The 25214-nt window shown below is 62.1% G+C and carries 21 protein-coding genes and 3 tRNA genes; 20 read left to right on the top strand and 4 right to left on the bottom strand.

The genetic code is table 11. From position 1 onward, the window contains the following. Positions 1-18: 18 nt before the first annotated feature. Complete coding sequence (locus ACOCLD_RS15450; RefSeq protein WP_422909797.1) at positions 19-2658, top strand: LuxR C-terminal-related transcriptional regulator; 2640 nt, start codon at positions 19-21, stop codon at positions 2656-2658. 142 nt (positions 2659-2800) lie between these two features. Beyond that, positions 2801-5545, top strand: coding sequence for a peroxidase family protein (locus ACOCLD_RS15445; RefSeq protein WP_422909796.1), 2745 nt, complete (start codon positions 2801-2803; stop codon positions 5543-5545). A 132-nt stretch (positions 5546-5677) separates the two neighbouring features. Here ACOCLD_RS15445 and gspD read toward each other — a convergent pair whose 3' ends face one another. Together gspD and ACOCLD_RS15435 are read right to left on the bottom strand one after the other, a co-directional pair. Then, complete coding sequence (gene gspD, locus ACOCLD_RS15440) at positions 5678-7627, bottom strand: type II secretion system secretin GspD (RefSeq protein ID WP_233686106.1); 1950 nt, start codon at positions 7625-7627, stop codon at positions 5678-5680. 4 nt (positions 7628-7631) lie between these two features. Continuing rightward, positions 7632-8276, bottom strand: a complete 645-nt coding sequence (locus ACOCLD_RS15435) for a type II secretion system protein N (RefSeq protein WP_422909795.1) — start codon at positions 8274-8276, stop codon at positions 7632-7634. 246 nt (positions 8277-8522) lie between these two features. Between ACOCLD_RS15435 and gspE the strand changes: the two genes are divergently transcribed. The 13 genes from gspE to ACOCLD_RS15370 all read left to right on the top strand — a co-directional run bounded on the left by gspE (position 8523) and on the right by ACOCLD_RS15370 (position 16660). Beyond that, positions 8523-10010 (top strand): type II secretion system ATPase GspE, encoded by a 1488-nt coding sequence (gene gspE / locus ACOCLD_RS15430; protein WP_422909794.1) that lies wholly within the window; start codon positions 8523-8525, stop codon positions 10008-10010. After that, the gene (gene xcpS, locus ACOCLD_RS15425) at positions 10010-11227 is read left to right on the top strand and encodes a GspF family T2SS innner membrane protein variant XcpS (protein ID WP_422909793.1); all 1218 of its coding nucleotides are present in this window, start codon (positions 10010-10012) and stop codon (positions 11225-11227) included. The genes gspE and xcpS overlap by 1 nt, the downstream gene beginning before the upstream one ends. A gap of 3 nt (positions 11228-11230) precedes the next feature. Continuing rightward, positions 11231-11656 (top strand): type II secretion system major pseudopilin GspG, encoded by a 426-nt coding sequence (gene gspG / locus ACOCLD_RS15420; protein ID WP_257778607.1) that lies wholly within the window; start codon positions 11231-11233, stop codon positions 11654-11656. A 5-nt stretch (positions 11657-11661) separates the two neighbouring features. Beyond that, the gene (gspH, locus tag ACOCLD_RS15415; RefSeq protein WP_422909792.1) at positions 11662-12204 is read left to right on the top strand and encodes a type II secretion system minor pseudopilin GspH; all 543 of its coding nucleotides are present in this window, start codon (positions 11662-11664) and stop codon (positions 12202-12204) included. Beyond that, positions 12201-12590, top strand: coding sequence for a type II secretion system minor pseudopilin GspI (gene gspI, locus ACOCLD_RS15410; RefSeq protein ID WP_422909791.1), 390 nt, complete (start codon positions 12201-12203; stop codon positions 12588-12590). Before gspH ends, gspI begins: the two co-directional genes overlap by 4 nt. After that, entirely contained in the window at positions 12587-13285 is a 699-nt protein-coding gene (gene gspJ / locus ACOCLD_RS15405) for a type II secretion system minor pseudopilin GspJ (RefSeq protein WP_422909790.1), read from the top strand. Before gspI ends, gspJ begins: the two co-directional genes overlap by 4 nt. Continuing rightward, a complete protein-coding gene (gene gspK, locus ACOCLD_RS15400) occupies positions 13282-14247 on the top strand; it encodes a type II secretion system minor pseudopilin GspK (protein ID WP_422909789.1) in 966 nt (321 codons plus the stop codon). The genes gspJ and gspK overlap by 4 nt, the downstream gene beginning before the upstream one ends. Continuing rightward, entirely contained in the window at positions 14244-15374 is a 1131-nt protein-coding gene (gspL, locus tag ACOCLD_RS15395) for a type II secretion system protein GspL (protein ID WP_422909788.1), read from the top strand. Before gspK ends, gspL begins: the two co-directional genes overlap by 4 nt. Beyond that, positions 15371-15892 (top strand): type II secretion system protein M, encoded by a 522-nt coding sequence (locus ACOCLD_RS15390; RefSeq protein WP_422909787.1) that lies wholly within the window; start codon positions 15371-15373, stop codon positions 15890-15892. The genes gspL and ACOCLD_RS15390 overlap by 4 nt, the downstream gene beginning before the upstream one ends. Positions 15893-16017: 125 nt before the next feature. Continuing rightward, positions 16018-16093: transfer RNA gene (locus ACOCLD_RS15385), tRNA-Val, on the top strand. A gap of 32 nt (positions 16094-16125) precedes the next feature. Next, positions 16126-16202: transfer RNA gene (locus tag ACOCLD_RS15380), tRNA-Asp, on the top strand. Positions 16203-16301: 99 nt separating this feature from the next. Then, positions 16302-16378, top strand: a tRNA-Asp gene (locus ACOCLD_RS15375). A gap of 135 nt (positions 16379-16513) precedes the next feature. Beyond that, a complete protein-coding gene (locus ACOCLD_RS15370; protein ID WP_392541489.1) occupies positions 16514-16660 on the top strand; it encodes a hypothetical protein in 147 nt (48 codons plus the stop codon). 6 nt (positions 16661-16666) lie between these two features. On the opposite strand, the gene ACOCLD_RS15365 is transcribed toward ACOCLD_RS15370, so the two are convergent. Next, positions 16667-17704, bottom strand: coding sequence for an AraC family transcriptional regulator (locus tag ACOCLD_RS15365; protein ID WP_422909786.1), 1038 nt, complete (start codon positions 17702-17704; stop codon positions 16667-16669). A gap of 221 nt (positions 17705-17925) precedes the next feature. On the opposite strand from ACOCLD_RS15365, the gene ACOCLD_RS15360 reads away from it, so the two are divergent. The 5 genes from ACOCLD_RS15360 (at position 17926) to ACOCLD_RS15340 (ending at position 24177) form a co-directional block, all read left to right on the top strand. Beyond that, on the top strand, positions 17926-19959 hold the full coding sequence (locus ACOCLD_RS15360; protein WP_422909785.1) for an FAD-dependent oxidoreductase: 2034 nt from the start codon (positions 17926-17928) through the stop codon (positions 19957-19959). 63 nt (positions 19960-20022) lie between these two features. Continuing rightward, positions 20023-20454 carry a nuclear transport factor 2 family protein gene (locus ACOCLD_RS15355; protein WP_374529888.1) on the top strand — a complete coding sequence of 144 codons (432 nt, stop codon included), beginning with the start codon at positions 20023-20025 and terminating at the stop codon, positions 20452-20454. Between the two features lie 265 nt (positions 20455-20719). Next, complete coding sequence (locus tag ACOCLD_RS15350) at positions 20720-22090, top strand: chromosome partitioning protein ParA (RefSeq protein ID WP_422909784.1); 1371 nt, start codon at positions 20720-20722, stop codon at positions 22088-22090. A 2-nt stretch (positions 22091-22092) separates the two neighbouring features. Further along, positions 22093-23040: a 1-aminocyclopropane-1-carboxylate deaminase/D-cysteine desulfhydrase gene (locus tag ACOCLD_RS15345; protein ID WP_422909783.1), complete on the top strand. Its 948-nt coding sequence runs from the start codon at positions 22093-22095 to the stop codon at positions 23038-23040. Positions 23041-23067: 27 nt separating this feature from the next. Further along, positions 23068-24177 (top strand): cyclic nucleotide-binding domain-containing protein, encoded by a 1110-nt coding sequence (locus ACOCLD_RS15340; RefSeq protein WP_422909782.1) that lies wholly within the window; start codon positions 23068-23070, stop codon positions 24175-24177. Position 24178: 1 nt separating this feature from the next. Here the strand turns inward: ACOCLD_RS15340 and ACOCLD_RS15335 are convergent, their stop codons facing one another. Then, on the bottom strand, positions 24179-25123 hold the full coding sequence (locus tag ACOCLD_RS15335; RefSeq protein ID WP_422909781.1) for a DUF1853 family protein: 945 nt from the start codon (positions 25121-25123) through the stop codon (positions 24179-24181). Positions 25124-25214: the final 91 nt, after the last annotated feature.

Genomic DNA, 25214 nt, shown 5'->3' with positions numbered 1-25214 from the left:
AAGAACAGGGTCTGCCTGATGGACCGACTTCAACCGTGCGTTATGTCTGCCAATGGTGTGCTCCGCCAGAGTCTGCTGGACCTGCTGGGGCGCAGTGAAGATTTTGCCCTGACCTTGTTGCTGGCCCCGGCGGGCTCCGGCAAGTCGACCTTGCTGCAGCATTGGCGTGCTCGCTGTGCGGCGACGCTGGTGCATTACCCGCTACAGGCGCGGGACAACGACCCACTGTGTTTTTTCCGCCATCTGGCCGAAGGCATTCGCGCCCAAGTCAGTGATTTCGATACCTCCTGGTTCAACCCGCTGGCGCTGGCGTCCAGTTTGTCGCCACGCTTGCTGGGCGAGCTGTTTGGCGATGCACTGGAACGGGTCGATGGGCCGCTGTTTATCGCCTTCGATGATTTTCAGTGGATCGAGTCGCGCAGCATTCTGGAGGTGCTGGCGGTGCTGTTGGAGCAGCTGCCGAGCCATGTTCATCTGATCATCGCCAGCCGCAATCACCCAGGCTTTGCTCTGAGCCAGCTGAAGCTGGAAAACCGCCTGCTGTGTATTGATCAGCACGATTTGCGTCTGTCCGCCGAGCAGGTACAGCAGCTCAACCACCACCTGGGCGGGCAGGCGCTGAATCCGGATTACCTCGACAGCCTGCTGGGCATGACCGAAGGCTGGGTGGCCGGGGTGAAGATCGCCTTGTTGGCCTATGCGCGTTTCGGCACCCAGGCATTGCAACGGTTCAACGGCAGCCAGCCGGAAATCGTCGATTACTTTGGCCATGTGGTGCTGCGGCAGTTGCCACCGCCGCTGCGCGAGTTTCTCCTTTGTTGCGGGCTGTTCGAGCGTTTTGACGGTGCGCTCTGTGACCATGTGCTGCAGCGCACGGGTTCGGCGATGCTGCTGGAAGAATTGGCTGAGCGGCAGTTGTTCCTGCTGCCGGTGGAAAATCAGCCCGGCAGCTTTCGCTTCCATGCGCTGTTGCAGGACTTTCTCTGCCGGCGCCTGCTGATCGAGGAATACGCCCGTCTGGATCAGCTGCACAGCCGCGCGGCGGACTACTTCATGCAGCTGGGCGAGCATGAGCAGGCTTTGCAGCATGCCCGCCACTGTGCAGATCAGCAGCTGTTTCTCGGGCTGCTTGAGCAGAGCTGCGCGGCCTGGGTTCGCAGCGGCCAGTTCGGTGACATCCTGCGCTGGCTGGAGCCGTTGCCGGAAACGCTGCTGCTGGCTCAGCCTAAGCTCTTGGGCTGGCTGATTGCCGCGTTGTCACTGTCGCGGCGTTTTCATCAGGCGCATTACCACCTGGAATTACTCGATGGCCTACAGGCGCGCGCAGCGGGCGCGAACCTGGAGCCGGCTACGCGGCAGTTTCTCGCTCTGCTGCTTGGCTTGTTCGAACAGGACAAGGACTTTGAGCCGCCGCCGACCTGGCGTGAGCTGCTTGGGCCAGGGCAGGATCTGGAAATCCGCGCCTGTACTCTGGCAGTGATTGCCTACCAGCACCTGCTGGCGGCGCGTCTGCAAGAGGCCACTCGTTTTGCCAGTGAGTCCAAGCAACTGCTGGCGCAATGCGGGCACAGTTTTCTGGAGAGCTACACCGACCTGATCATCGCCCTGTGCCACCGCAATGCCGGACGTGCCACTCACGCACGCAAGCAGGTGTGTCTGGATTATCAGGGTACCGATCCGGCTTCGCCGGCCTGGGTCAACCGCGCCACGGCCATGGTGGTGGTGCTCTACGAGCAGAATCAGCTGGATGAGGCGCAACAGCTGTGCGATGAGCTGATGGCGATGGTCAACTCGTCTTCGGCCACCGAGGCGATTGCCACGGTTTACATCATCCTGTCGCGGCTGCTGCACCGGCGTCAGCAGCACGCACGGGCCAGTCGCTTGCTGGATCAACTGTCATGCATCCTGCAACTGGGCAACTATGCGCGGTTTGTCAGCCAGGTGGCGCAGGAAAGCATGCGCCAGGCTTGGCTGGGCGGTAAGGCAGCCGCCATGGACGCGGTGGCCCAGCGTTATGATCTGCCGGCGCGTTTGCAGGCCGGGGAGTGGGAAACGGTACGGCCTTATGATGAGAGCTGGGAGCGTTTGGGTCTGGCTTGCGTCTACTGGCTGCAGGCGCGCGGTGCGCAGGTGCAGGCGGCGCGGATTCTCAAGGTGCTCGGTGCGGCGCTGCAGCGCAGTGAAATGCGCGCACGCCGGCTGATCGTCGAGGCCAATCAACTGGTCTTGACTGCGCCCACAGAAAGCAAAACCCAACAACTGGAGGCGCTCAGCCGTCTGGTAGAGGCCCATGGCATCGTCAATATCAACCGCTCGGTATTTGATGAGGCCCCTGGTTTTGCTGCGGGTGTGCTGAGCCTGGTGCAGGCCGGTTTGCTCGCCGTGCCAGACAAGTACCGCGAGCACTATGCTGAATTCCTGCAGGGTGAACAGACCGTGCCGCCGTTTGATCCACTGGCCAGCGGCCTGCTCACCGGGCGGGAAGTGGAGGTGTTCGAATGCCTGCTCAGCGGGCTGTCGAACACGCAGATCAGCGACAAAACCGGCATTGCCCTGTCCACCACCAAATGGCACCTGAAGAACATCTACTCCAAGCTCAATGTCTCCAGCCGCACTGAGGCGATTCTCGCCGTACGGCCGCGCGCCTCACTTAGCTAAACCACACCTTCCTACCGACTGATTGGCGACCACCCCTCCGCGGGAGGGGGGCGTTGCGCCAGGACGACCAATAGGCTTGATCCTGCGCTGCTATGTCGGTAGCCGCCTTGTCCGTACAACAATAAAAACGGGAGCAATTGCCATGTCGGTATGGGTCACCTGGCCAGCTTTGACCAAGCTGGGAACGCTGGGCGTAGTCTCCGGACTACTGGTGCTGGCGGTCGAACGCCAGTCGTTGTTCGAGAACAACCTCTTCGATGTTGAACGCTATGCCGGCTACAACGCCGAAATCACCTGTGACGCCCGCAGCCTGGCGGCCCGCACCGAGGATGGCACCTGTAACATTCTCAGTAACCCGGCCGAGGGCTCGGTGTACCGGCGCTTCGGGCGCAACGTCAACCCGGCGGTCACCCATGGTGAAACCAGCACGCTGCTCAGCCCCAACCCGCGTGAGGTGAGTAACAAGCTGATGGCGCGTGGCGAGTTCAAACCAGCCCCCAGCCTGAACTTTATTGCCGCCGCCTGGATTCAGTTTATGGTGCATGACTGGTTCGACCACGGCCCGAATGCCGATGCCGACCCGATCCAGTTCCCGCTGCCGCCGGGCGATGTGCTGGGCAGTGGCAGCATGTCGGTCAAGCGTACCCAGCCTGATCCGAGCCGCAGTAGCGCCGATGCGGGCAAGCCGCAGACCTACCGCAACCACAACACCCACTGGTGGGATGGTTCGCAGCTCTACGGCAGCAACAAGGCCACCAATGACAAGGTCCGCTCGTTTGTTGATGGCAAACTCAAGGTCAATGCCGATGGCACCCTGCCCAGCGAGTTGCTCAGCGGCAAGCCGGTCACCGGATTCAACGAAAACTGGTGGGTTGGGCTGAGCATGCTGCATCAGCTGTTCACCCTTGAGCACAACGCCATCGCCAGCAAACTCAAGCAGAAGTACCCGACGCAGAGCGATCAGTGGCTGTACGACCGCGCGCGGCTGATCAACTCGGCGCTGATGGCCAAGATTCACACCGTGGAGTGGACCCCGGCGGTGATCGCCAACCCGATCACCGAGCGTGCCATGTACTCCAACTGGTGGGGCCTGCTCGGCCAGGGCGGCCCGCGTGACGACTTCCAGGCCGAAGTGCGCATGCTGCAAGCGGATTTGGCCAAGTCCGACTCGTTCGTCAAACGCATCCTCGGTTTCGACCCGAATGTTGCGCCGGGCGTTGGCAACAGCGCCATCGACCACGCCCTGACCGGCATCGTCGGCTCCACTGCACCCAATAACTACGGCGTGCCATTCACCCTCACCGAAGAGTTCGTTGCGGTGTACCGCATGCACCCACTGATGCGCGACAACGTGCAGGTGTATGACATCGGCTCCAACCAGGTGTCGCGTACTATCGCTGTGCAGAACACCCGCGACCGTGATGCCGAGAACCTGCTCAATGTCGAGCGTCCGGAGCGTCTGTGGTACTCCTTCGGTATCACCAATCCGGGCTCGTTGACGCTGAACAACTACCCGAACTTCCTGCGCAACCTGTCGATGCCATTGGTCGGTGATATCGATCTGGCCGCCATCGACGTGCTGCGTGACCGTGAACGTGGCGTACCGCGCTATAACGAATTCCGCCGGCAGATCGGCCTCAATCCGATCACCAAGTTCGAGGACCTGACCAAAGACGCCGCGACCCTGGCCGAACTCAAGCGCATCTACGGCAACAACATCGAACGCATCGACACCCTGGTGGGCATGCTCGCTGAAACCGTGCGCCCGGAAGGTTTTGCCTTCGGCGAAACGGCCTTCCAGATCTTTATCATGAACGCTTCGCGCCGCCTGATGACCGACCGCTTCTACACCAAGGATTATCGTCCTGAGGTGTATACCCCGGAAGGCATCGACTGGGTCGAACACACCACCATGGTTGATGTGCTGCGCCGTCACAATCCGCAGCTGCAAGCCAGCCTGGTTGGGGTGGAGAACGCCTTCAAACCCTGGGGCCTGAACATCCCGGCGGATTATGAAAGCTGGCCGGGTGCCAACAAGCAGGAAAACCTCTGGGTCAACGGCGCATTGCGCACCCAGTACGCGGCGGACAAGCTGCCGGCGTTGCAGCCGGTGAATGTCGGCGGGCTGATTGGCTCGATCCTGTGGAACAAGGTCAAGGTGCGCAGCGACGTGGCCCCGGCCGGTTATGAGAAGCCGATCCATCCGCATGGCGTGATGGCCAAGGTCAAGTTCGTCGCTGTGCCGAACAACCCCTACAGCGGGCTGTTCCAGGGTTCCGACAACGGCCTGCTGCGTCTGTCTGTGACCGGTGATCCGGCCGACCGCGGTTTTGCCCCTGGCTTGGCATGGAAGGCCTTTGTCGATGGCAAACCGTCGGAGAACGTGTCCGCGCTGTATACCCTGAGCGGGCAGGGCAATAACCATAACTTCTTCGCCAACGAGCTGTCGCAGTACGTGGTGCCGGAAGCCAATGACACCCTGGGCACGACCATCCTGTTCTCGGCAGTAAGCCTCAAGCCGACGCTGCTGCTGCTCAACGACATGGCAGAAGTCACCCAGGCGGGCGCCGCTGTGGCCAAGCCCAAGGCGCCGACGCAGATCTACTTTGTGCCGCGCACTGAGCTGCGCAATCGTTTCGCCAGCACACCGCACGATTTCCGTGCCGACCTGCTGACCCTGAATGCCGGCACCAAGGTCTATGACGTGTATGCCACCTCGATGGAGATCAAGACTTCGATCATTCCATCGATCAGCCGCAGCTACGCCACCCAGCGGCGCAACAGTGCAGTGAAGATCGGTGAGATGGAGCTGACTTCGGCCTTTATCGCCTCGGCCTTCGGTGACAACGGCGTGTTCTTCAAGCACCAGCGTAACGAAGACAAATAAGCGTCAGACGCTGCAACGCAAAAGGCCTCGGTAGTGATACCGAGGCCTTTTTATTTTCTGCGGTTTTCTCTGTAGGAGCCCATGCTTGCGATGCTTGTTCGCGGGCATGGCCGTTTCCTGAGCGCGAGAGGGTTACTCGCGCAGGTCGATGGCGCCGGGCTCGGCTTTGTCGAACAGGTGGTTGGGGTTGCTCGGCAGAATGCCTGGGCGGTAGTCCTCACGCACATCGCCCAGTACGCGGATATCGCTGTACTTCTTGCCGGACAGTGCGGCCATGCCGGCACCATCGCGTACCACGGTCGGGCGCAGGAATACCATCAGGTTGCGCTTGATGCGGGTTTCCTTGGTCGAGCGGAACAGTGCTCCGATCAGCGGAATATCGCCGAGCAACGGCACCTTGGAGTCGGCCTGGGTGACGTCATCCTGAATCAGCCCGCCAAGCACGATGACCTGGCCATTCTCGGCAAGGATGGTGCTCTTGATCGAGCGCTTGTTGGTGATCAGGTCAACCGCATTGACACCCTGGCTGGTGGGGGCGATGGAGGAGATTTCCTGCTCGATCTCCAGGCGCAGGGAGGCACCTTCGTTGATATGCGGGGTGACCTTGAGGGTCACGCCGATGTCCTGGCGCTCGATGGTGGTGAAGGGGTTGTCGGCCCCCGAGGCGCTGGTGGTGAAGGAGCCGGTCTGGAAGGGCACGTTCTGCCCGACGAGAATTTCCGCTTTCTGGTGATCGAGGGTCAGCAGGCTCGGCGTGGACAGCAGGTTGCTCTTGCTGTTGGCCGACAGTGCAGTGATCAGTACGCCGAAGTCATCGGTACCCAGGCCGATGATGGCGCCATCGGGCAGGTTGCTCAGGGTGTTGTTGTCGGTATCGCTGTCGCGATCCTGAATCGCTTGCAGCACCCGGCCAATCGACAGACCGGTGCCAGCGAAATTGGTGCCGCCCAGGCCGCCGGTACTGCCGCGGGCATCCACCGCCCACTGCACGCCCAGAGCGTCGCTGATATCACCGGAGACTTCGACAATCGCGGCTTCGACCATCACCTGGGCGCGCGGCACGTCCAGCTGGCGCACGATGTCTTCCAGAGTCGCCACCACGTCTGGCTCGGCCAGCAATACCAGGGCGTTGAGGCTTTCGTCGGCGCGAATCAGGATGGTCTGCGGCTTGCCGGTGGTTTCCCCGCCGGCTTCCGGCTTGAGCTTCTCGGAAATCTCGCCGAGGGTTTCCGCCAGGCTCTTGGCATCGCCATGGCGCAGGCGGATCACCCGGGTGTTGGCCGAGCGGCTGGTGGGGGTGTCCAGTGACTGGGCCAGGGCCACCAGTTTGGCCCGCGCGGCCGGCGGGCCGAGCAGAATCAGGCGATTGGTACGGCCGTCGGCGATCACCTGAGTGCCGGACGCGCCCTTGGCCTGGCCACGATCCACAGCGTTGCGCAGCACTTCGGCGGTGTCCATGACCCAGGCGTGCTGCAGGTTGAGCACGCTGTAGTCATTCTGGCCTTTCTGGTCGAGCTGGCGCAGCAGGTCTTCAATGCGCTCAATGTTGGCGGTGCGGTCACTGATGATGATGGCGTTGGCCGTGGTGATGGCCGCCAGGTGACCATACTGCGGCACCAGTGGACGGATCAGCGGGATCAGCTCGGTGGCCGAGCCGTGCTGCACCTGGATCAGTCGGGTTTCCAGACGATCCGGTGCGCTGCGTCCGGCATCCGCATCGGCCTTGGCCTCGGCGTTGGGCACGATGCGCGCCTGATCGCCTTGAGTAATCACGCTGAAACCGTGGGTGGCCATCACCGAGAGAAACAGCTGATAGACCTCGGTCAGCGTCAGTGGGCTGTTGGACACCACGCTGACCTGGCCCTTGACCCGCGGGTCGACGACAAAGGTCTGCCCGCTGATCTGCGCCACCTGATCGATGAATTCGCGGATATCGGCACCCTTGAGGTTGATGGTCCAGCTTTCCTCCTGCTGGCTGGCGCTGGGCGCCACAGCAGTAACGGCAGCACTCAGCGGCAGTGGGCTGCAAGCCAGGCCCGCAGCCAACAAAGCGAAGGTAAGGCGCGAAAGAGTCGGGGTCATCGTGTCAGTTGTTTTCCGTGGGCTGTTCGGTGGGTTCTGAGCTGTCCGGCACGCTGCCGGAGGCCTGCATCTGCTGGCGCAGGGCATCCATGCGTTCGCGCAGCTGGACCAAGTCATCGGATTCCAGTTCGCTGAGCTGCTCCAGCGGGTCGGCCGCGATCTCGCTGGTGCTGCTTTGCAGGCTGCTGGTCGCTGAGTTGCTGATGGGGAAGCTAAGGCTTTCACGGCGGCCATTGCGCAACAGCTCGACGCGGTCGGCGGCCACGGCATGCAGGCGTACACCGCTGCTGATTTCACTGTTGATGGTGTAGCGCTGGGCGCTGCTGCCTTCGCTGCGAATAATCGCGCTGGAGCGCTGCGGGTCGGCATGCACAAAGCTGCCGAGCAGGGTCAGACGCAGGGTGGTGTTGGGTGCGGGGCTGTCGTTGGCCGCGCTGCTGGTGCCGAACAGCTGACCGATTTCCGTAGGCTGCGCGGCGGTTTGCGTGCTGTGCGCCGAGGTTTCAGTCGTTTTCGCCGGGGTGCGCAGCAGGCGCAACCAATCGGCACTTTGCCAGGCCAGGCTGACGCTCATGGCGGTTACCAGCGCAAGGCCCACCAGGGTGGTGGCATGGCGCTGCAGCCAGCGTTGGGAAGCCAAAAAGGGCAAGGGGCGTCACTCCGGAACTTATTATTATGTGGCGTGGATCGCGCGCTGATCATAGACACTTGCCAGGCATTTGGCAGCCCCCCGTTGGGGTAGTGTGTCGATCCGCTCAATGTGCTAAAGATAGCGCGCTGTTTTCATGCTATTTCCGCCAACTTACAACAATTAATTCACAGAACCCTGGCTTGCTGTCCTGCGTTTGGCGTCCGTTACGTGGCGTCGGGTTACTGTGCTAAAGGCATGTTACGAATGAATGCGCTGCTTATCGAAGTGCCCTCAAGGCGTCTGCCATTCAGCTTTGCCAAGCGCCAAGGGGTGCTGTTGCTGAATGCTGACGGTGTGCCGAGTCTGGCCTACCGGCCAGGCGTTGACCCGGTGGCATTGGCCGAGGCGCAACGTTTTGCCGGCGTGCAGCTGCCATTGCAGGCGCTCTCGCTAGAGGCTTTCGAACAGGCCCTGGGCAAGGCCTATCAGCATGACTCGGCGTCCATGCAGCTGGCCGAGGACATCGGCGGCAGCCTCGATCTGGCCGCGCTGGCCGAACAGGTGCCGGAAGCCGAAGACTTGCTGGAGCAGGAAGACGACGCGCCGATCATCCGCCTGATCAACGCCATCCTCGGCGAGGCGATCAAGGAAAACGCTTCGGACATTCACCTGGAAACCTTCGAGAAACGTCTGGTCGTACGCTTCCGCGTGGACGGCATTCTGCGTGAGGTGCTGGAGCCCAAGCGCGAGCTGGCGGCGTTGCTGGTGTCGCGGATCAAGGTCATGGCGCGCCTGGATATCGCCGAGAAGCGCATCCCTCAGGACGGGCGAATTTCCCTGAAAGTCGGCGGCCGCGAGGTGGATGTGCGGGTCTCGACCCTGCCGTCGGCCAATGGCGAGCGGGTGGTGCTGCGCTTGCTCGATAAACAGGCCGGTCGCCTGAATTTGCAGCACCTGGGCATGAGCGTGCGCGACCGCGATCTGATGGAAGCCACGGTGCGTAAACCTCACGGCATTCTGCTGGTCACCGGGCCGACCGGTTCGGGTAAGACCACCACGCTGTACGCCAGCCTGGTCAGCCTGAATGACCGCACGCGCAATATCCTCACCGTTGAAGACCCGATCGAGTATCACCTCGAAGGCATCGGCCAGACCCAGGTCAACTCCAAGGTCGACATGACCTTCGCCCGTGGCCTGCGTGCCATTCTGCGGCAGGACCCGGACGTGGTGATGGTCGGCGAGATTCGCGACAAGGAAACCGCCGAAATCGCCGTGCAGGCCTCGCTGACCGGCCACCTGGTGCTCTCGACCCTGCACACCAATAGCGCCATCGGCGCGATTACCCGCCTGGTGGATATGGGCATCGAGCCGTTTCTGTTGTCCTCATCCCTGCTCGGGGTGCTGGCGCAACGCCTGGTGCGGGTGCTTTGCCCGCAGTGCAAGGAGGCCTATCAGGCTGACGAGGCCGAGTGCGCCTTGCTCGGCGTGTCCTCGGCAACGCCGCCAACCCTCTATCACGCCCGTGGCTGCGCGCACTGCCATCAGCAGGGCTATCGCGGCCGAACCGGCATCTACGAGCTGGTGGTGTTCGATGATCACCTGCGCACCCTGATTCACAACGCCGCTTCCGAGCAGGACATGACCCGCCACGCCCGCACCCTCGGCCCGAGCATCCGTGAAGATGGCCGGCGCAAGGTGCTGGAAGGGGCGACCACGGTTGAGGAAGTGCTGCGCGTGACGCGAGAAGAATAATGGCCGCGTTCGAATACCTCGCCCTCGACGGTAAGGGTCGTCAGCAGAAGGGCGTGCTGGAAGCTGACAGCGCGCGTCAGGTGCGGCAGATTCTGCGCGAGCGCCAGCTGGCGCCGCTGGATGTCAAAGCCACGCGTACCCGTGAACAGACTGGCGCAGGTTCGCACTTCAGTTTTGCTCGCGGCATCTCTGCCCGCGATCTGGCGCTGATCACCCGGCAACTGGCGACTCTGGTGCAAGCGGCGTTGCCGATTGAGGAAGCCCTGCGCGCGGCGGCTGCCCAGGCCAGTTCGCCGCGCATTCAAAGCATGTTGCTGGCGGTGCGCGCGCGGGTGCTGGAAGGTCATGATCTGGCCAGCAGTCTGAAAGAATTCCCCTCGGCTTTCCCTGAGCTGTACCGCGCCACGGTGGCGGCGGGTGAGCATGCCTGCCACCTGGGCCCGGTGTTGGAGCAATTGGCCGACTACACCGAGCAACGTCAGCAGTCGCGGCAAAAAATCCAACTGGCGCTGCTCTATCCGCTGATTCTGATGTGTGCGTCCTTGCTGATTGTCGGCTTCCTGCTCGGTTATGTGGTGCCGGACGTGGTGCGGGTGTTTGTCGACTCTGGACAAACCCTGCCGGCGCTCACGCGCGGTCTGATTGCCTTGAGTGATTGGGTCAAGGGCTGGGGCTGGCTGGCGGTGATTCTCGTCATTCTGGGTGTGTTCGCCCTGCGTTGGGCGCTGCATGATGATGTGCTGAAGGCCCGCTGGCATGGTTTCCTGCTGCGCATACCGCTGGTAGGGCGCTTGATTCGCGCCACTGACTGCGCACGCTTTGCCTCGACCCTGGCGATTCTGACCCGTAGCGGCGTGCCATTGGTTGAAGCCCTGGGCATTGGAGCGCAGGTGATCGCCAATCGGGTGATTCGCGCTGAGGTGGTGATTGCCGCACAGAAGGTGCGTGAAGGTGGCAGCTTGACCCGCGCGCTGGAAGCCAGCGGGCAGTTTCCGCCGATGATGCTGCACATGATCGCCAGCGGCGAACGCTCGGGTGAGCTGGACCAGATGCTGGCGCGCACCGCGCGCAATCAGGAAAACGACCTGGGTGCCCAGGTGGCGCTGCTGGTGGGGCTGTTTGAGCCCTTTATGCTGGTCTTTATGGGGGCAGTGGTGCTGGTGATCGTACTGGCCATTCTGCTGCCGATTCTGTCTCTCAATCAGTTGGTGGGGTAAGCAGTGAATAAGCGTCAATCCGGTTTCACGCTGATCGAAATCATGGTGGTGGTGGTCATACTGGGGATTCTGGCTGCCCTGGTGGTGCCGCAGGTGATGAGCCGGCCCGATCAGGCCAAGGTCACCGTGGCCAAGGGCGATATCAAGGCCGTAGCGGCCGCGCTGGATATGTACAAGCTGGATAACCATGCCTACCCGAGCACCCAGCAGGGTCTGGAAGCGCTGGTGAAAAAGCCTTCCGGCAATCCGCAGCCGAAGAACTGGAACCGCGACGGCTACCTCAAGCGCCTGCCGGTCGATCCGTGGGGCAATGTCTACCAGTATCTGGCACCGGGCACCAAGGGGGCTTTTGATCTGTATTCCCTGGGCGCTGACGGCAAAGAAGGTGGCAGCGATCAGGATGCCGATATCGGTAACTGGGATCTCTGAGTCTTATGCGCCAGCAACCGAGCCCGGCCGGGGGCTTTACCCTGATCGAACTGCTGGTGGTGCTGGTGATTCTTGGCAGCCTGATCGGTATTGCGGTGCTCAGCGTGGGCATTGCCGGCCCCGGGCGCGAGTTGCATAACGAAGCGGAACGGCTGGCCGGGCTGATTGGTGTGCTCGCCGAAGAGGCCGTGCTGGACAACCAGGAGTACGGCCTGTTGCTCAGTCGCGAGGCCTATCAGGTGCTGCGCTATGAGCCGCTCAAGCAGCAGTGGCAGGCGCTGAATGACAAACCCCATGCCCTGCCAACCTGGGCCGAACTCAGTGTTGAGCTGGAAGGCACGGCGCTGGAGTTGCCAGCGCTCGAAGGTGAAGCTGCACGCAAAGGTGCGTTGGTGCCGCAGTTGCTGCTGTTATCCAGTGGCGAGATCAGCCCGTTTCGTCTGCGCTTGAACGAGCGGCGGGCCAATGGCCTGCGCTTGCAACTGGCCAGTGATGGCTTTCAGCTGCCCAAGGTCGAGATTGAACAACCGGCAGGGCGCAGTCGATGAAGCGTGTACAGGGCTTCACCTTGCTTGAAGTGCTGGTGGCGCTGGCGATCTTCGCCCTGGTCGCGGCCAGCGTGCTGACCGCCACAGCGCGTAGCCTGCAGACCGCCTCGCGATTGGAAGAGAAAACCCTGGCCATGTGGATCGCCGATAACCGCCTGACGGAGCTGCAGTTGTCGCAAAGTCCGGTGGCCGATGGTCGTGAGCAGGGTGAGGTGGAGTTCGCCGGGCGCCGTTGGCAGTGGCAAAGCGAGGTGCAGGGCACCAGCGAGCCGGATATGCGCCGCGTAACCCTGTGGGTCGCTCCCATGCCGGCGGAGCGTGCCGCAGGCGAGGTGCGGGAGCGCGCCGTGGTCAGCCTCAATGGCTTTCTCGGGGTGATGCAATGAGGCGGGCGCGCGGTTTCACCCTGCTCGAACTGCTGATTGCCATCGCCATCTTTGCATTGTTGGGTCTGGGCACCTACCGCATGCTCGACAGTGTGTTGCAAACCGATAAGGTCACTCGTGCCCACGAACAGCAACTGCGTGAGCTGGTGCGAGCCATGGCGGCGTTTGAGCGGGATTTGCTGCAAGTGCAGGTGCGTCCGACGCGTGATCCGTTTGGCGACCCGCGTGCGGCCCTGCTCGGTGAAGACCTGGAAAGCCCGGCGCTGGAACTGACCCGCAGCGGCTGGCGCAATCCGCTTGGGCAGCCACGGGCCAGTCTGCAACGGGTGCGCTGGCAGCTCAGTGGTGAGCAATGGCAGCGGCGCTACTGGACCGTGCTGGACCAGGCGCAGGACAGCCAGCCGCAGATTCAGCAGGCACTGGATGGTGTGACACAGCTGCAGCTGCGTTATCTGGATCAGCAAGGTCTCTGGCAGAGCAGCTGGCCGCCGCTGGAAAAGAACCCCGACGAGGCACTCAAGGTGCTGCCGCAAGCCATTGAGCTGGTCTTGCAGCATCGCCGTTATGGCGAAGTGCGGCGTCTGCTGCGCCTGCCGGAAGGTTTACCCGAGCGTCTGGCGCAACAAGCCCCGGGCGAGAATCCTGCCGACCCTGGTGGCGCGGGCGATGAATCGGCTGCGCAGGTGCAGCCATGAGGCAGCAGCGGGGTATGGCACTGATCACCGTGCTGCTCGTGGTTGTGGTGGTCACGGTGGTCAGCGCCGGAATCATCGCGCGTCAGCAGCTGTCGATCCGCAGCAGCGCCAATCAGCTGCATGTGCGTCAGGCGTGGCAGTACGCCCTGGGTGGCGAAACCCTGGCCAAGGCCATCTTGCAGCGCGACCTGCGCCAGGGCGACCCGCGTGCGCCAATTGATCATCTCGCCGAGGTCTGGGCCAAACCGCGTCCTCCGTTCAGTCTGGATGAAGGCGGTGCGCTGCGGGTGCAGATCAGCGATCCGACAGGGCGCTTCAACCTCAACAGCCTGTTGCGTCAGGGCCAGCCCAACGAGGCGGCAGTCGGGCAATTGCGTCGCCTGTTGCTCGGTTTGCAGATCGATACGCCTTACGCCGAGCGTCTGCTCGACTGGCTGGATGGCGATGACCAGCCCAATGGTGGTTACGGTGCCGAAGACAACCAGTACCTGCTGGCGCAGCCGCCTTATCGGGCTGGCAACCGCGAGCTGGCTGATGTCTCCGAGCTGCGCCTGCTGCTGGAGATGAGCGAGGCGGATTATCAGCGTCTGCTGCCGTATGTCAGCGCGTTGCCGGCCGACGCCACCCTCAACGTCAATACGGCCAGTGCGCGGGTGCTGGCCAGCCTGGCAGAAGGGCTACCGCTGAGTACGGCGCAGGGGTTGGTCGCTGCGCGGGGCAGCGAGGGCTATCGTGATCTGCCGAGCTTTATGGCCCAGCTCAGCGGTTTGCAGGTGCAAAGCCAGGGCCTGGCACTGGGTAGCCAGTATTTTCAGGTGGTGAGCGAGGTCACGGTCGGCGAGCGCCGGCAGATTCTGCGCAGCACCGTGCAACGTGCCAGTGATGGTCGCGTATATGTTCTAGCCCGTGATCTGGGGCAGGGCGCAATGGCGCCAGTGCCTGTCGAGGAAGTGCAACCATGAGTCAGACCTATGTGTTCCTGCCGCCGGCCGCCTGCAGTGCGGCACAGGCCGAGCTGCCAGTGCAGCGGGTGGTGGCCGGGGTGAGCGAAACCCTGGCGTTCGAGGCGGTGCAAGCGCAGTTGACCGGCAACTGGACCCTGGTACTGCCCGTCGAGGCGGTGACGTCCTGCGCGGTCAATCTGCCAACGCGCAAGGCCCGCTGGTTGCGTCAGGCGCTGCCATTTGCGGTGGAAGAGTTGCTTGCCGAAGAGGTCGAGCTGATGCATCTGGCCCTGGGCGAGCCGTTGGCCGATGGTCGTCATCGGGTATTTGCCGTGCGCCGCAGCTGGTTATCGGCCTGGCTGGCCTTGTGTGCAGTGCCACCCCAGGCGATTGCCGTGGATGCCGACCTGCTGCCAGGGCCGGGAACGGCGCTGCTGCCACTGCACGGGCGCTGGTTGCTGGGTGGTGAGAATGTCACGCGGATGGCCTTGCAAGCGCAGGACTGGCCGCAGCTGAGCCCCTTGTGTGTGCAACCGCAGGTGGCCTGGTGTGATGCGCAGCATCGCGCGCCGCAGCCAGTGGATGAAACGATGGCGCTGGTCGATCCCTTTGTTTGGCTGGCCCAGCAACCGCTGCGCAATAACCTGGCGCAAGGTGAATTCGCCGTTCAGTCCAGTGGCAGTCAATGGCAACGTTGGCGACCGCTGTTGGGGCTGGTGGGCATGTGGCTGGTGTTGCAGTGGGGCTTCAACCTGGCTCAGGCCTGGCATCTGCAACGTCAGGCGGATGAGTACGCGGCGGCCAGCGCGGCGCTGTACAAGGAGCTGTTCCCTCAGGACAGCAAGCTGGTCAATCTGCGTGCGCAGCTTGATCAGCATCTGCAAGGCAGTGCCGGCGCCGGACAAAATCGTCTGCTCGGCCTGCTCGCTCAGGTCAGTGGTGCAATGGTGGGTGGCCAGGTGCAGATCAGCCAGGTGGATTTCAGCGAGGTGCGCGGGGATCTGGCCATGCAGGTGCAGGCTCCGGGTTTTGCTGAGCTGGAACGCCTGCGTGAACGTTTGCAGGAAAGCGGTCTGGCGGTACAGCTGGGTTCGGCCAGTCGGGAAGGCGCAGGCGTCAGTGCACGCGTGGTGATTGGAGGATGAGCATGACTTCGCAAGGCAAGGGTTTTACCGCGCAGCTGGAAAACTCGCAGCTGGTGCAACGTTGGCGCAGCCTGGCCCCCCGTGAACAACTCGCCCTCGGCAGCCTGGCGCTGTTCCTGGTGTTGGTGCTGCTTTATCTGACGCTCTGGCAACCGGCGCAGCAGCGTCTGCAGGCCGCGCGCAGCGCCTTTGAAACTCAGCGCGAACTGCATGCCTATCTGCAGAGCCAGGCACCGGCGGCGCGCGGCTTGGCCAGTGCACCGCAGCAGAGTATTGATCCGGCGCGCCTGCAAGGCACCGTGACTGCCAGTGCGGCGACTCAGGGGCTGACCATCGAGCGGCTGGACAATGCTGGCGACGGTGCGTTGCAGCTCAACCTGCAACCGGCCCCCTTTGCTCAGTTGCTGCGCTGGTTCACTGTGCTGCAAGAGCAGGGCGTGCAAATCGCCGAAGCCGGGTTGGATCGCACGGATGACAATAAGGTCGCAGCTCGGTTAAGTCTGCGGGTGGCGCAATAATGGTGCGGCGAGCCCTTCAGTGGCACCTGTGAAGGGCAGCAGTTTTTGCACTTTTTTAGAAAAACTTTAAGCAGGGTGTTGACTTAGGTGCGGGCCTTGCGTAAATTTCGCGCCTCGCAAGCAGCGGGTGATTAGCTCAGCTGGGAGAGCATCTGCCTTACAAGCAGAGGGTCGGCGGTTCGATCCCGTCATCACCCACCACTCTTGTGAATTGGACGAAAGTCCACCGACGCGCAGCGGTAGTTCAGTCGGTTAGAATACCGGCCTGTCACGCCGGGGGTCGCGGGTTCGAGTCCCGTCCGCTGCGCCATATTTTCCAGCCTGACTTAGCTCAGGTTGAGATGAAAAAGCCCTCAGGGCTGATTTGTCAGACGAAGCAAGAGTTCTACGGACGCAAGTCCACCGACACGCAGCGGTAGTTCAGTCGGTTAGAATACCGGCCTGTCACGCCGGGGGTCGCGGGTTCGAGTCCCGTCCGCTGCGCCATATAGGAAGCCCGCTGATAGCGATATCAGCGGGTTTTTTATTGCTCGTCATTTAATTGCGGCAGCTTCCCGGCTGTCGCGCGACAACCTGTCATCTTGCGTTCATCTCGCCCATCTAGCCTGATTGGCATGTTCTTTGTTTGTTTTGTTCAGGCAAAGCGCAGTCGCTGACCTATCGACGTGGGAGGAGCCATCAATGGATGACTATCAGGAAGAGCTGCTGGAGGCCCGTGCCGGCGAGCTGGATGTACCGGAGCGCGACGAAGACGCTACCGAACTCTGAGTGGGTTTAGAGCGCTCGACGCTGTTCGCGGCGATATTCGCCCGGGGTTTGCTGGTTCCAGCGTTTAAACGCGCGCTGGAAGGCTTCTGCCGAGGCAAAGCCGAGCAGGTAGGCGATTTCGCCGAAGGCCAGTTCGGTGTCACGGATATAGGCCATGGCCAGGTCGCGGCGGGTGTCGTTGAGGATGCTGCGAAACTGCGTGCCTTCTTCGGCCAGTTTGCGCCGCAGGGTCCAGGTCGGCAGCTGCAGGCGTGCAGCCACTTCCGCCAAGTCCGGCTCGCGGCCATGCAGCAGCGGGCCGAGCAGCTGAGTAATGCGCTCGCGCAGGTTGCGCGTGCGCGTCAGTTGCGTCAGTTCCCGTTCACAGATTTCCAGTAGGTGCCGCCAGGTGCTCGGGCAGTGCTCCGGGTTGCGCAGGTTCAGGCTCTGCTGGCTCAGGCGCAGCTGGTTATGCTCGCTGGCAAACTCCACCGGGCAGGCGAACAATTCGCCGTACTGCGCCGCGTAATCTGGCGCGGGAAATTCAATCTGCACTTTCTCCACCGGCAGGGGTTGTTGCGTCAGCCGGCTCAACTGCTGCGTCCAACTGGCCAATACCGAATCGACCACGAAGCGGTTGTAGGCGTTATACGGGCTGATCGAATAGAAGCGCAGCCAGGCGCCCTGATGATCTTCGTGCAGGCTCGACTGGCCGCGGTAATTGGCGGCATACAGCGGTTCGAAGCGGATCAGTGCGCGTGCCGCCTCGCGCACTGTCGGCGCTTGTGCCGCGGTCACGCCGGCGAGGCCGACCTGGCTCAGGCGGCTGGCCTGGCCCATCAGCAGGCCGAGTCCGGGCTCATTGCATTGCTGGATGGCGGTATGGCCCAGTCGCATATAGCGCGGGATCGACAGTCGGGCGCGCGGTTCGGCCAGGCGTGCGGCATCCAGGCCGTAGCTGTCGAGCAAGGGCTGTGGGTTGTGTCCGCAGTGGCGCATGGCATCAGCCAGGTTGTCGACAAAGCCAACGGAAAGATCGCCCAGTTTGACCCGTGTGGTTTTCATCGCCTGGCTTTGCCCTTGTCTTTCTCAGGTAGTGCGGTGGCGTCAGGGTAGGCAAGTGCCTGGGCTTTGCCAAGCTGCGCTGCTATTTATGATCAATAAGTTGTAATTTTGAGTCATTGAGGCGTTCGGCTCGGCTGATTATCGTCTAGACCCTATCGACCGCACCCAGCAAGAGGTTGCGGCATTCCCGTGAACAGCCAATACCCGATGTGGAGATTTTCATGACTGCTCAGTACCCCCACCTGCTGGCCCCGCTCGATCTGGGCTTCACCACGCTGAAGAACCGCACCCTGATGGGTTCGATGCACACCGGGCTGGAAGAAAAGCCGAATGGTTTTGAGCGCATGGCGGCTTACTTTGCCGAGCGTGCCCGTGGCGGTGTTGGCCTGATGGTGACGGGCGGTATCGGCCCGAACGAGGAAGGTGGGGTGTATTCCGGTGCAGCCAAGCTGAGCACCCCGGAAGAAGCGGAAAAGCACAAGATTGTTACCCGCGCCGTGCATGCGGCGGACGGCAAGATCTGCATGCAGATCCTTCACGCCGGCCGCTATGCCTACAGTCCGAAATCGGTAGCGCCAAGCGCCATCCAGGCACCGATCAACCCGTTCAAGCCCAAAGAGCTGGACGAGGAAGGCATCGAGAAGCAGATCCAGGATTTCATCAACTGCTCCGTGCTGGCCCAGCAGGCTGAGTACGATGGCGTGGAAATCATGGGTTCGGAAGGTTATTTCATTAACCAGTTCCTCGCCGCCCACACCAACCAGCGCACTGACCGTTGGGGCGGTAGCTACGAGAACCGCATGCGCCTGCCGGTGGAGATCGTTCGCCGCGTGCGTGAGGCCGTTGGCCCGAACTTCATCATCATCTATCGCTTGTCGATGCTGGATCTGGTCGAAGGCGGCAGCACCTGGGACGAGATCGTCCTGCTGGCCAAGGCCATCGAGAAGGCAGGCGCGACCCTGATCAACACCGGTATCGGCTGGCACGAAGCGCGTATTCCGACCATCGCTACCAAGGTGCCGCGCGCCGCGTTCACCAAGGTGACCGCCAAGCTGCGTGGTGAAGTGGGTATTCCGCTGATCACCACCAACCGCATCAACACCCCGGAAGTGGCTGAGCAGGTCCTGGCCGAAGGCGACGCTGACATGGTGTCGATGGCCCGTCCATTCCTCGCCGACCCGGACTTCGTCAACAAGGCTGCTGCCGGTCGCAGTGACGAGATCAATACCTGCATCGGCTGCAACCAGGCCTGCCTGGACCACACCTTTGGCGGCAAGCTGACCAGTTGCCTGGTCAACCCGCGTGCTTGCCATGAGACCGAACTGAATTACATCCCGACCACAACCGTGAAGAAGATTGCTGTGGTCGGCGCAGGCCCGGCGGGCCTGTCTGCCGCCACCGTGGCCGCTGAGCGTGGTCACAGCGTGACGCTGTTCGACTCAGCCAGCGAAATCGGCGGCCAGTTCAACGTGGCCAAGCGTGTGCCGGGCAAGGAAGAGTTTTATGAAACCCTGCGTTACTTCAAGCGCAAGCTGGAAACCACTGGTGTTGATCTGCGCCTGAATACCCGCGTATCGGCCGATGACCTGGCCAAGGGCGGCTACGACGAAATTATCCTGGCCACTGGTATTGCTCCGCGCACCCCGGCTATTCCGGGCATCGAGCACGCCAAGGTGATCGGCTACCTGGATGCCATTCTGCAGCGCAAGCCAGTCGGCCAGAAAGTGGCGGTGATTGGTGCGGGGGGCATCGGTTTCGACGTTTCCGAGTTCATCACTCATCAAGGCGAGGCGACCAGCCTCAACCGTGACGAATTTTGGAAAGAGTGGGGCATCGACACCGCGCTTGAGGCTCGCGGCGGCGTGGCGGGCGTGGAGGCCCATCCGCACCCGGCGGCGCGCGAAGTGTTCCTGCTGCAACGCAAGAAAACCAAGGTTGGCGATGGTCTGGGCAAGACCACTGGTTGGATTCACCGCACTGGTCTGAAGAACAAGAACGTGCAGATGCTCAACTCGGTCGAGTACCTCAAGGTCGATGACGCCGGCCTGCATATCAGCATTGCCGGCGGCGAGCCGCAGGTATTGCCGGTGGACACCGTGATCGTCTGCGCGGGTCAGGATCCGCTGCGTGAGCTGCAGGAAGGTCTGGAAAGTGCTGGCCAGGTTGTACACCTGATCGGTGGTGCGGATGTCGCCAGCGAGCTGGATGCCAAGCGTGCCATCAACCAGGGCTCGCGCCTCGCTGCCGAACTCTGATAACCGACGCCCCGCTTTGTGCGGGGCGTTTTGCATGTGGCTCACAACAACAAGGAGAAGCCCGTGACTGAGAATGCTCAACTGCAACCGGCCGCAGCCGCCACACTGGCGCGCTGGCATGCGCTGATGCAGAACAATGATTTGAGTCCATTGCCTGAACTGTTGCACCCGCAGGCGGTGTTTCGCTCGCCCATGGCTTACAAGCCTTATGCCGGCGCGCCCATGGTGTCGCTGATTCTGAATACGGTGAGCAAGGTATTTGTCGATTTTGCTTACCATCGCGAGTTGGCCAGTGCCGATGGCCTCAATGTGGTGCTGGAGTTCAGTGCCAAGGTGGGCGAGCGCGAACTCAAAGGCATCGACATGATCCGCTTTGATGAGAGCGGCAAGATTGTTGATTTTGAAGTGATGGTTCGCCCCATGAGCGGCCTGCAAGCCTTGGGTGACGAAATGGGCCGGCGCCTGGCACCCTTTCTGGCGGCCGCCAAAGCCTGACGCGTTGCACCAAATCCATCACAGTTTCGCCCTGTCGCCCGGTTTTTCGCGGCCGGCGGGCAGGGCGACTGCCAACCCAGTCACATTGCTGGGCTTGGTTTTTCCCCTAGACTTGCCTGAACAAGGGTGCATTGCCTGCGCTACGGGCTTTGCTTAACCCGTCAGAATGTTGGCAGTCTTGCCATGTGCGCCAATTTTTGCGCAGCATACGCACGACCTGCCACGCGCTGAGCGGAGCGTCCCGTTTCGGCCTAGAGGAAAACCGATGAGCATGCAGAACAAGCCGCAGATGGTCGAGGCCGTACTGTTTTTCAGTGAGCGTGGCGGCATCTGCAAGCAAATGTTCTTCCCCGAGTTTGAAGCGTTGCTCGACGGCGTGGTGAACATGCCGGAGTTTGCCGACCAGCAGATGCGTGTGGCTTATGCGCTGATCAATCCACGGCTGCTGATCAAGGCGCTGGTGTTTTTCTACCTGGATTTCGACGAGAAGGGCGCTCCGGACTCTGGCTGGAATATCCCCCTGCAACACTTGGCCGAACGCGCCGGCCGCGGTCCTGATCTGGGTGCTGGGCCGATTCGTCTGGCCTGCCGCAGCCAGTGCCCGGTGTCCTGGCATCAGATGCACCTCTGGGATCCAAGCCTGACGCCCGGCAAGAATGACCTGGCTCTGCTGCGTGATGTGGTCAAGCGCAATAGCCTGGGTCTGCTGGTCGAAGAAGACGCGCCGCAGGCGGTGGCCCCCGAGCGCCTGCAGATGGCTTCCGAAGACAAGTGGTATGCCCCCGATTCGGCCCAGGAAGAAGCCGTCAAGGCGAGTGACAAGCTTGATCAGGAGCATCGCCTGAAAACGGCGCAGCTGATTAAGCAGCAGCGTCTGCGGATCAGCAGCCTGACCCAGCAGCACGAGGAAGAACTGGCCAAGTTCAAATTGGCCAGTGATGAACAGAGCAAGAATCTGCAGGCGCAGATTTATGGCTTGCATCAGGCCTTGCGTCAGCAGGAAGAACACAATGCTGAGCTGAAGGCCCAATTGGCCGCGCAGGCGGCCAGCTTTCAGAGCTCCCGCGAGGAAATGACCGCACAACTGCGCGAGCTGGAGCGTGATGGTCGCAGTGAAACGGATAGCCTGCGTGCGCAGTTCGAGAGCGAGATGCAGGCCAAGATTGCCGCTGCCGTGGCTGAGTACAAAGAGCAGATTGCCATCCGTGACGTCGAACTGGCCTACCGTGGCGAGCAGGACACCCAGGCGCTGCAGGAGATCAATCGACTCAAGCGCGCCTACACCGAACTGGTCAGCCAGGGCGGCGACCAGATTCTCGAGCGTCTGGCCAAGCTCGGCGTGGTGTTTGTGGTCTACCACCCAGGCGCCGGGCACCTGACCATTCCACTGCAAGATATCGCCACCTATCAGGACAACCCGTTGGCCTATGCCGCGGCCAAGTGTTTTGTCAGTGAAGAGCAATACCGGCACTGGCTGGCGCATTATCAGCAGCCCAGTTGTGAGGCGCTGCTGCCCAGTGGCGAGCGCTGCGCCATCCCGATTGACCGCATCGACACGCCCAGCCGGTTTGCCTTGGGTGAATCCAACTGCTGTGCACGGCACAAGGCCAGTAGCCGTTTGCGTACTGTCAGTTAACCTTGCCTGTCGTCCTGCCTGACTGGGCGCCCCGTGCGCCTTTACAGCCATTGCCGCTGGACTGGGCTCAGGTGGCCGGGGTTGAGCTGGCGGTACTGCGTCTGGATCTGCTGGACCCGCTGATCAGTGGCAATAAGTGGTTCAAGCTCTCTCATCATCTGGCGGCTGCTCAGGCCTGTGGCGCAGATGGTGTCATCAGTCTGGGCGGTGCCCATTCCAATCATCTGCATGCACTGGCTGCCGCCGGTAAGCGCTTTGCGTTTAACACGGTCGGACTGCTGCGCGGCCATCCGCAACAAACACCAACGGTCAGCGATCTACAGGCATTTGGTATGCAGCTGCATTGGTTGGGTTATGCCGGTTATCGCGCTCGGCATGCGACCGACTTCTGGTTGCCCTGGCAGGCGCAATACCCACATTTCTATACGCTGCCGGAAGGTGGTGGTGGCCTGTCGGGCGCGTTGGGCTGCATGTGCCTGGTGCAGCAGGTGCGCGAGCAGTTGCCGGCTCTGGGCTGGGATGACTATGACGCGTGGTGGCTGGCGGCCGGAACCGGAACCACCTTGGCCGGCCTGCTACTCGGGGAGGCAGCTGCGCGACCCGTGCATGCGGCCTTGGCCGTGCCGGCCGATCATGGTGTCGAACAGCAGGTGCAGGCCATTGTGCAGGCGGCCGGGCAGGCGGTAGGGCGCTACCACCTGCATGACGCCTGCCGAGGCGGCTTCGCGCGGGTAGATGACGCCTTGCTGGCTTTTATGCAGGCCAGTGAGGTCGCCAGCGGTATAGCGTTGGAACCACTGTATACCGCCAAGGCATTAATGGCGTTGCGCCAGCAGGTCGAGGCCGGTTACTTTGCTCGCGGCAGCCGCCTGGTGTTCGTCCATACTGGCGGCTTGCAGGGCCGAGCTGCGGCGTTGTTGCAGCACACAGACGTAACGCGGCTACACTGAATTCCACCAGCGGAGCCTGGATATTCCATGAGCGAACCCCTTAACCCCGAGCAGCTACGCAGCCTGACGCCACTCAATGTGCTGTCTGAGCAGCAATGGCGTGAGCTGCGTGCGCAATTGATTCCTCAGCCTTTGCTGGCGGGGCAGTTGCTGTTTCGGCCAGGGGATCAGGCGCGCCTGACGTATTACCTGCTGGCGGGTGAGTTGCTGCTGCAGTCGGTTGATGGCCAGGAGCAGCGCTTGCAGGCTGGCAGTGAAGCCAGCTGCCACCCGTTGTCGCCGAGCCTGCCGCGCCTGCATGAAGCGCGGGCACTGACTGATGTCAGCGTGCTGGCGCTGGACACCGCGACCCTCAACCGTCTGCTGACCTGGCGTCTGGCCTATCAGGACCTGCTGCTGGAGCTGGGGCAGAACCATGAGGAAGTCGAGTGGTTGGAGCGGTTGCTGGAAAACCCGCTGTTTGCCAAGGTGCCGCCTTCCAATGTGCGCGCGATGCTCGAACGCTTGCAGCGCATCGAGTTGCCGGCCGGCAGTACGGTGCTGCAGGAAGGTGACGTGGGCGACAGTTGCTACTTCCTGAAGAACGGTCGCGCCGAAGTGATTCGTGGTGCCGGCAGTGCTCAGCAGGTGTTGGCTGAACTGGAGATCGGCGCCTGTTTTGGTGAAGAAGCCCTACTGGCCGACAGCCCGCGCAATGCCACGGTCACCATGTTAGAAGACGGTACGGTGCTGCGCCTTGATCGCCAGGATTTCTTCGCCTTGCTCAAGGCTCCAGTGGTCGATGAAGTGTCGCTGGGGGAGGCCTCGCGTTTGCTGGCGGCGGGGGCGCAATGGCTGGATGTGCGCCTGCAGGACGAATACGAGCGTGCCCATGCGCTGCAATCGTTGAACATGCCCTTGCAGTTGCTGCGCCTGAAGGCCCGCTTGCTCGACAAACAGCGCACCTACCTGTGCTACTGCGACAGTGGCAAGCGCAGCAGCAGTGCTGTGTTTCTGCTGTCGCAGCTGGGGTACAGCGCCTATGCCCTGCGCGATGGGGTGGATGCTTTGCCGGCGGTGCAGCGTGATGCTCTGCTATGCGAGAGTGGGTCGGGCTATCTGGCGCGCTCCGGTGGCCGTACCGAACGCAGTCAGTGAACTAGCTGGCCGGCTGCGTCGGCCAATGGTCATTGATCAGAAACACCCGTTCAGCCTCCTGCCAACCGTGCTGCGGGTTTTCTACCAGACGAACGAGTAGCTGCGCGTTGGCGTCTGCGGGCAGTGTCGCCAACCATTGCGTGAACGCTTCGCGCGACCATCGTTGTGCTTCTTCGATACGTGCGGGCGCCAGCCAGGCATGCCGCTCCAATGGCTGCCAATGGCCGTCGTGCTGTGTGGCAAAGTGTACCCAGTCGGCTCGATGCAACCAGCGCCCACGCAGGTGCGCGGTATTGCCAGCCAGGGGTGTGGTGTAGGGCTGCTGCCAGGGTGAGAACAGGTAACCGCCAAGCCACAACGCTGCCTGGGGGCGTTGGATATTCAGTTCCGCCAGCCGCTGCTGGGCTTCGGGGCGGGCTGATAGTGGCAACTGATGCTGGCCCAGGTGCGCCAGTTTGAGGTCCAGGCGGTCGTGACTGCCCGGGCCGAGCCAGTCCGACAGATCATTCCCGCTGGCCTGCTGTTGTCCTAGATAGAGCTTGATCGCCAGTTCGAGGTGGTGCACGCCTTCCTCATCACGCAGCAGCATATCCAGTTCACCCAGGGTGTGACCTTGCTGGCGGATGGGCAGGTTGGCCGCCAACACCTCGATACCCGGCGCGGCATGCAGAGCGAACTGCCAGAGACGTTCGTAGTACAACCCCAAACGTCGCACCGAGCTTTTACTCAACCATTGCTGCAGGGGTTGGCTGTCGGTATCCAGGCTCAGTAACCAGTCAGCCAGCACACCCGGTTGTTGGCTCCAGCTACTGGCTTTAAGCGGGTAACGCTGTGGCCAGGCAGTCTGCGCCAGCAAGGGCGGTGAAAGCAGCGCCCAGGCCAGGTCGCGCACGGCGGGTTGGCGCAGTTGCGAGGGCAGGTCGGTGAGTGAAGGAAAGGGCGTCATGTGCCGAGCATAGCGCAGAGCTAGCCGGCGGTTTGCCGCTGCCATGGGCTTTCGCCCATAATCTGGACCTCTAGATCCAGAGCCTGGCGGG

The organism is Pseudomonas cimarronensis (genome assembly GCF_049331905.1).
Classification (GTDB): Bacteria; Pseudomonadota; Gammaproteobacteria; order Pseudomonadales; family Pseudomonadaceae; genus Aquipseudomonas.
This window is presented reverse-complemented; position numbering and strand designations above follow the sequence as displayed.